The organism is Pirellulales bacterium, from assembly GCA_036490175.1.
Classification (GTDB): domain Bacteria; phylum Planctomycetota; class Planctomycetia; order Pirellulales; family JACPPG01; genus JACPPG01.
On record DASXEJ010000087.1, the window covers coordinates 1 to 10,062 of the forward strand.

Sequence of the window (10,062 nt, forward strand, 5' to 3'; positions counted from 1 at the left end):
ACCTTCCGACAACAAGTGGTCGATTGTCGCCGCGATCTTCGTCACATCCGGTCGGCCCATGAACGCCGCGACGCGATCCAGTGCTGGCGTATTTGCAAATGACGGCGCCGGCAGACCGAGCAAGTGTGCCGAGAATTCAAAAGTGCTGTTCACTCTCGCAGCGAGACCTGCCGACACTGCATCACTCGAGACGGATGCCAACCCAAGCAGTGACGACATATTGGCGCAACTCGCCTCGCTAGCGACCGCGGCCGGGCTGCCGACAATCGGAGCAACCGCGGAACCGCCGCCAGCACCCCCCGCCGGCAGCGTGGCCAGCCAATGCGAGGCAATAGCGTTTAGATCAAGGCCGTTGACGACATCGTCCCCGTTCAGATCGCCAGACACTCCTCCCGATTGCAGCCAATGGCCTGCGAGAAGGTTGATATCCAGTCCGTTGACGACTCCATCCTGACTTGCGTCAGCCGACAGTACGTTGAGGCCGAAGTTGAAATCGCCCCCTACCACTCCATTGCCCGAGGGGTAGGTGCTGGTGCCGTTGGTCCACTCGCCGTCGAGCGGTTTTCCTGCCGAGTCAGTGACGGCAAATGGGCCCGTGGAATGTAGGTCGAGCGATAGCTTGTCGTTGTTGATTGGGCCGGACAGCGTCCATGTGGCGGTGCGCGTTGCCGTGTTGTAAGTAAAACCGCTGAACGCATAGCTTGCCTGGTTGACGCCGGAAAGCGTCAGACTCGACTGCTGAATGTTCACCTCTTCGTTAAAGGAAATCTGGATCTGATTGACGTTGGTCCAAGGCAAGGGCGCCGATTGGGCCGTCGAACCGACGGGTATCGAGTAGCCCGTGCCATTACCATCGCCGGCAGCGTGCAGGGCAGCCAGATAGGTCGAGGACCACGCTGAACCATCGACTTGCACGCCGACGATCTTGGGGACAGTGAAGCGGATTGTGGACTGAGCGGTGTTGCTATTGCTAATCCCATCGTTGGCCACGACGTCGATGGTTTCGCTCGCGACGCCAGGCCCTTGGTTGGTGTTGTTGTACTGCACGCTGCCGAGCACGGTCTGGTAAGCGGCTAGGTTGGCAGCGCCGCTCAGCTGCAAAACCCCGGTCGTGGGATTGTAGGGCGTGACCGTGATGCCGCCGCTGGCAGTGGCCGTGAGCACGTCTCCCGGCTGCGGGCTCTCGATCGTAACCGTCATTGAATTGAGCATGGCGCTTTGGCCGTCGGTAATCACGACGGCGTCAGCAGCCGGCGCCCCCGTGGTGGCGTTGTATTCGCCGATCGTCCCGCTGCCATTGTTTGCGACCCATAGATTCGCTCCGGACATGGCGATGCCAATTGGGGAATTCAAGCCAGAGACGAGAAACCCGGTGTTCTGCGCGCCCGTGGTGGCGTCGTAGTGTCGAATCGTGCCGTCAGTAACGTCCGTCACCCACAGATTACCTCCTGACATCGCGATGCCATACGGCGTATCGAGCCCTGAGACAAGCGAGGCGTTCACCGCCGCGCCCGTGGTGGCGTTGTATTCACCAATCGTTCCGTTACCACCGTCCGTGACCCACAGATTCGCGCCCGACACGACGACGCCAGCCGGCTCGCTCAATCCCGGGATGAGATCAGCATTCACGACCGCCCCCGTGGTGGCGTTGTATTCGCCGAGGCTGCCGGGACCAAATAAACCAGGTGTCGTGACCCACAGGTTTCCTCCCGATACGGCAATGCCAGCCAGTAAACTGCTCAATCCCGAAACGAGCGAAGCGTTCACAACCGCCCCCGTGGTGGCGTTGTATTCGCTCACCACACCGGTGGTGCCGTTGCTGGTGGTATCTGTGACATACAGATTCCCGTTCGAAACCGCCATGCCACCCGCATGAACTAACCCTGACACGAGCGCAGCGTTGACCACATCCCCGGTGGTGGCGTTGTATTCACCAATCGTGCCGCTGTCGGCGTTCAAGACATACAGATTCCCACCCAACACCGCGATGCCAACCGGTGCGGCCAACCCCGAGATGAGCGTCGACGTCGCGCCAACAGTGATCCCGACCGGGCCGGAATTCGTCCAACTGGTCGAGTAGTTCGCACTGGGCGCGTCCAGCTCGACAACCGGCGGGACGTTGATCGTGATCGTGCTGATAGCGGTGTTACTGTTACTGATCCCGTCGTTGGCCACGACGTCGATTGTCTCGCTCGCGACATCCGGTCCACCCCCGGTATTGTCGTATTGCACGCTGGCGAGCATCGTCTGATAGGCGGCAAGATTAACGTTGCCGATGAACCGCAAGACGCCAGTGCTGGGATTGTAGGGGATGATCGTCACACCGGACAAAGCCACGGCCGTGAGTATGTCGCCCGGCTGCGGGCTGGCGAGCGTGACCGTCAGCGAACTGAGCGTGGAGGCTTGGCCATCGATAATCGAAGGCGTCGTGAACGGTGCGCCGGTGGTAGCGTTGTACTGGCCAATCGTGCCGAAGGTATAGTTCGCGGCCCACAGATTTGTGCCCGACACCGCGATGCCATAGGGCTCATCGAGGCCTGAGATGAGCGCGGCGTTGACCACCGCTCCCGTGGTGGCATTGTATTCGCCAATCGTACCGCCGCCTTGGTTCGTCACCCACAGATTTGCTCCTGACAGTGCGATGCCGCATGGCCCCCGCAAACCCGAGACGAGCGAGGCGTTTACGGCCGCCCCCGTGGTGGCGTTGTACTCACCGATCTTGTTGGTTGAATTGTCCGCCACCCACAGATTCCCTCCCGATACGGCGATGCCAAAGGGACCACTCAAGCCCGAGACGAGCGCGGCATTGACCACGGCCCCCGTGGTGGCGTTGTATTCACCAATCGTGCCGCTGTAATAGTTCGTGACCCACAGATTCCCTCCCGACAGGGCGATGCCATAGGGGCCATTCAACCCTGAGACGAGCGTGGCGTTGACCGCCGCCCCCGTGGTGGCGTTGTATTCACCAATCGTGCCGCCGCCGTCGCTCGTCACCCACAGATTCGCTCCCGAGACCACGATGGCGGCCGGGGCACTCAACCCTGAGATGAGCGCGGCGTTCACCGCCGCCCCGGTGGTGGCGTTGTATTCACCAATCGTGCCGCTGCTGTAGTTTGCAATCCATAGAGTACCTCCCGACACGGCGATGCCGTACGGGTTACTCAACCCTGAGACGAGCGTGGGAGAACCATTCACGCTGATCGGCACCGCGCCTGAATTCGTCCAACTGGTCGCGAAGTTCGTACTGGGCGCATCGAGCTCTACGATCGGCGGTGCGCTGATCGTGATCGTGCTCTCGGCCGTGCTGCTATTGCTAATCCCATCGTTGGCCACGACGTCGATGGTTTCGCTGGCGACTCCCGGGCCGCCACTAGTGTTGTTGTACTGCACGCTGGCGAGCACTGTCTGGTAGGCGGCCAGACTGGCGGTGCCGTTCAACGACAAGACGCCTGTCGTGGGATTGTAGGGTGTGACCGTGATGCCGCCGCTGGCCGTGGCCGTGAGCGTGTCGCCCGCGTGCGGGCTGGCGATCGTGACCGTCAGCGAATTGAGAGTGGTACTTTGACTATCGGTAATCGAGACGTTGGCGACCAGCGGCGCCCCGGTCGTGGCGTTGTACAAGCCAATCGTGCCGCTCGAATTGTCCGCAACCCACAGATTCGCTCCCGACACTGCGAGGCCATCGGGCTGACTGAATCCTGAGAGGAGTGCCGCGTTGACCACTGCTCCAGTCGTAGCGTTGTACTCGCCAAGGGTGCCGTTGCTACTGTTTCCGACCCATAGATTCCCTCCGGATAAGGCGATGCCCGACGGGGAATGCAAACCTGAAACAAGCGAGGTATTGATCGCCGCGCCCGTGGTGGCGTTGTACTGGCCAATCGTATTACTACCCGCGTTCGCCACCCACAGATTCCCTCCCGACACGGCGATGCCAATCGGATTGGTCAACCCGGAGACGAGCGAGGCATTGATTACTGCCCCCGTGGTGGCGTTATATTCACCAATGGTGCCGGCACCATCGCTTGAGACCCACAGATCTCCTCCCGACACGGCGATCGCAAACGGTCCATTCAACCCATTTAAACCGGTGATGAGCGCGGCGTTCACCACGGTCCCGCTGGTGGCGTTGTACTCGCCAATGGAGCCGTTCAAGCCGTTCGCAACCCACAGATCTCCGCCCGACACAGCGATGCCCGTCGGGAAATTCAACCCCGAGACGAGCGAGGCGTTGATCGCCGCGCCTGTGGAAGCGTTGTATTCACCAATCGTATTGCTGCGCTGGTTCGCAACCCACAGATCCCCAGCCGACACGGCGATGCTGCGCGGGTTATTCAAGCCCGACTCGAGTGTGGGCTTCACGCCCGTGATCGCCACCGCGCCGGAATTTGTCCAGCTGGTCGCGTAGTTCGTACTGGGAGCATTAAGTTCAACGACCGCGGAAAGCAGGAACCTTTGCTCAAGGCGTTCGACCGCAAGCGCCGACCGAAAATACCGCCGGCAAAGCTTCGCCTTCTGCTTGTCGCCAGCGCGTTTCGACTGAACACCAGGTCGCGACTGGGACCGCCATTTGCTTCGCATAACAGACTCTCCGCTTGTTGCTCGCCTGAGTTCGGAGCGACGATTTACGAACGATTTACCGACTAAGGATTCCGAGGCTCCACAGGCAGCGCAATCAGCCGACTTAATGACGCGACTCTTCTCGGTTAAGGCGGCGCGCCGCCAGCGGTGCAGCCAGAGTCCCCATGTTGTTCGCAGTGCATAGGTCCGCCTTCAAAAACGGCGCACGCTATGCGATGATTTACGATGTGTCGCTCCTTGACTTGTTATTTGGCTTCAGATGAATCGACTGGCGATTCGAGGCGTCCGCACTCGCTCCGGGCAATGTGAATCGCCAGCGGTAGCGTCCATTCATTTGTCCGGTCGCTGTATTGCGGTGGCCGAGCCGCGACGGCATCGACCGCGGCGCGCCACTGAACGAGCTGTTGGATCAACGACTCGCGATCGTCGAGCTTCTCATAAGCCAGCGCGAGGATCGTCTCGCCTGCCAGGCGGGCTAAACGCACGTAGTCGCGCTTGGTCGGCGCGGCGAGCTCGGCCAGCGCAAGTCTTGGCAGCGCCGCACGCAAGGCCGCGACGGCTTGCACTGTTTCGCCCGCCCGAAATTGCGCTGCGGCGAGGAAGACCTGTCCGACCGGATTGCGTGGGTCGTGCGCAACGAGGTGTTGCGCGAGCTCGACCACTGCGGAGGGGTTGCTCACGGCCGCATCGCCCGCGATGCACGTCATCACGATCAACAGGGCCAGATTTCCCTCGGCCGTCGCGGCAACGTCGCTGACGACACGATCGCAGGCGGCGCGGTAGCCAGCTTGGTCTCCCGCGGCCAACTGCAACAGCGCCCATTGCAATGTGGGAAGCGCCGCAAACTGATACGCTTCAGCGACGCGCGCGTACGAATCGGCGGCTTCTTGCCATCGACCGAGCATGGCACGAACGTCTCCGAGGGCTTTGTACGCACCTGTGGGATTGAAGCCCAGATCGACCGCGGCGGCGAACTGCTGTTGAGCGATCGTCCAGTTCTGTTCGGCCTGTCCGCGATCTTGCATCGCGAACTGGTGACAACCGAGCTTGTAATGCGCCCAACCCAGTCCCATGTGATACTCGGCGACCGTGGGATTCTCGCTTGCGGCGCGTTCGTAAAGTGCGAGCGCGCGGCGGTGCAAGGCCTCGGCTTCGGCCAGCCGGCCGTTGATCCGATACAGCGATCCGAGCTCGTGACAGGCACGCGCCAGATTGCCGCGATATGTCGGCACGGCGGGCGCGTCGGCGACCAGGCTTTCGTAGGTTGCAATGGCGTCCCGAAAGGACGCTTCGGCGTCGGTTCCGCGGCCGCGAGCACGTAGAGACACGCCGAGTTGATAGTGCGCGCGGGCAACGTCAGAACGGAAGAGTCGCGATTGTGTCAGGTCGCGCTCGTCGTCACCTAGTATTTCGTAAGCGGCCAATGCCTGCCGCAACGTCTTCTCGCCTTGCGCCGATCGGCCAATAACGTTCAAGGCAACGCCTAGGTTGGCGCAGACGCGCGCTTTCATCCTGCGCTGCTCGTCATCTGCCGGCGCGTCCAGCTCGAGCTCTGCCAACACGTCGAGAGCGCGCTGAAATGATGCTGCGGCATCGCTCGGCTGTGACATCTCGTTCTGCACTAGCCCCAGCTCGTACAGTGTGCCGGCGAGATCGGAGCGAATCGCGTGCGGCATAGGATCGCTGCGAAGAAGATCCTCATAACGCTGAACGGCCTCTTGCAGAGCAAGAATGGACTGTGGATCATCGCCAGTTGCTCGGGCGATCCCTCCCATGCGGCGATAGGTTGCGGCCAGTTGCGATTTGACTGTCGGATCGTCTCGATATAGCGCAATAAACTGTCGGTAATATCCCAGCGTCGAGGCTAATTGCTCTTTGCGCAGCGGCTGCAAGGCGGGGATCGATAGCAGCTCGTCATCGTGCACGGCGTCGAACCGCTCGTCGACAACCTGCCGCGCTGCTTGAAAGCTGACTTCGGCACGGGCGCGTTGGCTTTCGGCCTCGTTGCGCTCCATTTCGGCGATGGCGCGCTGTTGCGATTCTGCGGCCCGGGCATTCTCGGCGTCACCGCGAGCGGCGGTCTCGGCTGTCAGGCGCGCCTCGGCCAGCCTCTCGGCGTGAGTGGCACGGACCGCCTGCCAAGTGCTGACGATCGTTCCGCAAATCAATGCCGCACAAACCAGCGCCACGGTGGTAATCGCAGCACGATTGCGGCGGGCGAACTTCTGAAATCGATAAATCGCTGATGGCGGTCGCGCCTCGATCGGCTCGTCGCGCAGGTAACGCTCGATATCACGAGCCAGGCCACTGGCGGTCGCATAACGACGTCTCCGGTTCTTCTCCAGCGCTTTCATCACGATCCAATCCAGGTCGCCGCATAGTACCTGTGCCAATCGTTCCGGATGAACGCGCCGGCGCGACGCCGCAATGGTGCGCGTATGGCCCAGCGTTTCGACGAAGGCGCTTGGCCGGCGCGGTTCCTCTTCGCGAATGATCCGCCGCAACTCGTCATAGGTAGCTTCACGCACTCGTGTTTTATCAAAGGGCGTGGCGCCGGTGAGCAGTTCAAACAGCAGCACACCCAACGAATAGATGTCGCTTCGCGTGTCCACGTCGAGGCCCGGCATCTCGGCCTGCTCCGGACTCATGTAGAGCGGCGTGCCGATGAGCTGCGAGAAGCTCGTAAATAGCGTCTTCTCGGTCAGCTGTTGATTCACGGCCTTGGCCACGCCGAAGTCGATCACCTTGGGGACGGCCCGGCCGTCGAGCAGCGTCACTAGCACGTTCGAAGGCTTGATGTCGCGATGGATGATCCCCTTCTGATGGGCATGTTGTACGGCCTGGCAAACCTGCACGAACATTTCCAACCGTTCCGCTACGGAGAGGTTTACCTCGTCGCAGTATTCCGTGATCGGGACGCCGCGGACCAATTCCATGACAAAGTACGGCCGGCCCGTATCAGTCGCTCCCGCATCGAGCACATGGGCAATGTTTGGATGGTCCATCAATGCCAACGCCTGCCGCTCGGCCTCAAAGCGGGCAATAACCTGCCGTGTGTCCATGCCCGGCTTAATGATCTTCAGGGCGACACGCCGACGGACTGGCGTCTGTTGATCGGCCATGTAGACGGCGCCCATTCCCCCTTCGCCGATCTGTTCCAGGAGTTTGTAAGGGCCGATTTGGGTCCCTGGTTGCTCGAAAATCTGCCGTTCGATGGTGGCGACCCCGCACGCCGGTGACTCGAGGAAGCCTACGGCGTTGCCGTGCGCCTCTAATAAGCTCTCGACACGAGCCCTTAGTGATTCGTTGCCGGCGCACAATTCCCTGACGCGACTGGACCGGAGCAGCGGCTCGTCGATTTGCAGGGCCTGGATGAATATTTCGCGTTCGTTCATTGGAATCTCCGCGGACCGTCGGGCAAGTCCGCTCGCAGGTACAATGCGTAAAAGAATGCCGATTCGCGCAATTTTCGCGCAAAAATGTCGCACGTGGTGAAATGCGCAGGGAATCAACCGTCGCCCTGGATCTCGCGAAGAAGCCAGGCCTTGGCGTAGGCCCAGTAGTGGTCCGCAGTTCTGGGGGAGACGCCGAGGCACTGCGCTGCCTCGCGTATGGTCAGTCCGCCAAAAAAACGGAGCCTGACAAGTTCCGCAACCTTGGCATCTGCGGCAAAGAGCCGCTCCAGGGCGTCGTTTAGTTCCAGTAGGTCGAAAGAATCTTGAGGGGCGGCAAGGTTATCAACGGACACCATCGTTTGTCGGTGGTGGCTACGCTTTGCCGCCTGCTTACGCCGGGCTGAATCAACAAGAATGCGCCTCATTGCCTCGGCGGCCGCAGCGAAAAAGTGACCACGGCCATCCCAGTGCTGTTTCTGGTCCGCAGCGGCCGGTCCGCTCGGCACAAGTCGCAAGTAGGCCTCATGCACCAATCCGGTGGCATCCAATGTCTGGCCTGGCTTTTCAGCTGCCAGCCTTTGCGCGGCCAGTTGCCGAAGCTCGGCATAGACCAGAGGTAGAAGCTCCTCTGTAGCATGCGGGTCGCCTTGTTCGGCGGCGGATAAGATGTGCGTGATGTTAGTCATCACTTGGCCATGATATCGTCGCAATTCGACGATTTCCAAATGATTAATCGCACCGGCAGTCGCGAAAGTTAAGGAATCCCAAGCGTTTCTTCGGACAGTTGAACGTGGACCATTTGCTCCGGCACCCCTTGTACGCGCCGGCGGCGTTCCGTTTGCCGCTGAACTAGCTTTCCGGTGAACGAATATCGGACCCGCAGATCGCTCCCACGGCCTGCTTTGCTGTGCTGCCTCAAGCAGACCTTGCTCCCGTTGGAGTTATCCACGTCGACTCAGTTGACCTAAGCGGCATGTTGCTACCGGTTTGGCCAGCGAAGTGAGCCAAATGAGCTAACAATGAACCGCCCGTGAGCCAGTAAAAAAAGGCCAGTTTTCTCGGCGGTTCTTCTCCAAACGGCTCACTTGGCTCATTTTTGTGACAATATATCTATTTACGCGCGGAAAAAAATAATCGTCGGGCCTAGGTTCACCTTACTGACCCTCCTCCTTTTTTCCGCCGGGGCCAGTCCGTCGCGCAGAGAAGTGAGCCAGCTGAGCCGGATGAAGCGGAACCGCCTACACTTGGAATTCTGCCGACAACCCGACCAACCATCACAAGAACTCGACCGATTTGCGACACCAGCGAAAAACGACCACATCGTATCGCGTCGCCGAGTTTCGAACCTGTGAATTGAGCTACCCGATGTCAACTGTTATTGATCGTGTCAAAGAGAGAATAGACCTGGTTGCGCACGATGGTTTCGGCGGGGTTCAGAGTGCCGTCGCCGTTGGCATCCCAGAGGAGCCCCTTGCGGGCGTTCGCGTTGGCTCGCGATAACAGTTCCGCGACCGTCATCACGGTGTTGTCGCTCAAGCCGAAAGCGGCGCCGTTTGCGCCGACGTTCGCGGTAGCGCTCCCCAGACCAGTACTCGAAACGGCAAAGCCGTAAGAAGTCGCCGTGCTGCCCGCCAGGCTGGAATTGGTCACATAAATATTCAGGGCCAAAGCCAGTGCGTCGGCCTCCGGCTTTCTGGCGGCGTTTTTGTAGAGCGACTGGTAGTACGTCGCGACTTGCGCGTTCGTCTTGCCTGACAGGTTGTTCGTGCTGCCGGCGCTTGCGCCAAACAGATTGCTGAAGTCCGTGGCTAGCCAATTCCCTAACGCCTTGGAGTTCTGGCTGCCGTTGAGCGCCTTGAGTAGGGCTTGGCCACTGCTGGCGTTCCACCAGGCGGCGGTCTGCGTCTGATTGCCGGTGGCGGCCGCGCCGACGGTTTGCTGCTCGCCGAAGTTGTAGCCGGTGGCGGCAGCTCCCGCCGTCAGGTTGATGCCGCTGAACTTGTCGTTCGATGCCGTGCCCCCCTTATTGCCCAGGGTGTCCTTGCCGTCGCTGTAAGCGCTCGGCTGGGTCTCGGTGATCGTGTAGGTG

The 10,062-nt window shown here is 60.6% G+C and carries 4 protein-coding genes; all 4 read right to left on the bottom strand.

Going from position 1 to position 10,062, the window contains the following annotated elements:
- Positions 1 to 4,578 (bottom strand): hypothetical protein (locus tag VGG64_06120; GenBank protein HEY1599158.1); only part of this gene is annotated, 4,578 nt, incomplete at its 3' end.
- A 245-nt stretch (positions 4,579 to 4,823) separates the two neighbouring features.
- A complete protein-coding gene (locus VGG64_06125) occupies positions 4,824 to 7,973 on the bottom strand; it encodes a protein kinase (protein ID HEY1599159.1) in 3,150 nt (1,049 codons plus the stop codon).
- Between the two features lie 113 nt (positions 7,974 to 8,086).
- Positions 8,087 to 8,698, bottom strand: a complete 612-nt coding sequence (locus tag VGG64_06130) for an ECF-type sigma factor (protein ID HEY1599160.1) — start codon at positions 8,696 to 8,698, stop codon at positions 8,087 to 8,089.
- 643 nt (positions 8,699 to 9,341) lie between these two features.
- A partial coding sequence (locus VGG64_06135) for a hypothetical protein (GenBank protein HEY1599161.1) occupies positions 9,342 to 10,062 on the bottom strand: 721 nt, incomplete at its 5' end.

Bases quoted from the DNA above. Each gene is read 5' to 3' on its own strand.
- VGG64_06125 (HEY1599159.1), bottom strand. From the start codon at position 7,973: ATGAACGAACGCGAAATATTCATCCAGGCCCTGCAAATCGACGAGCCG.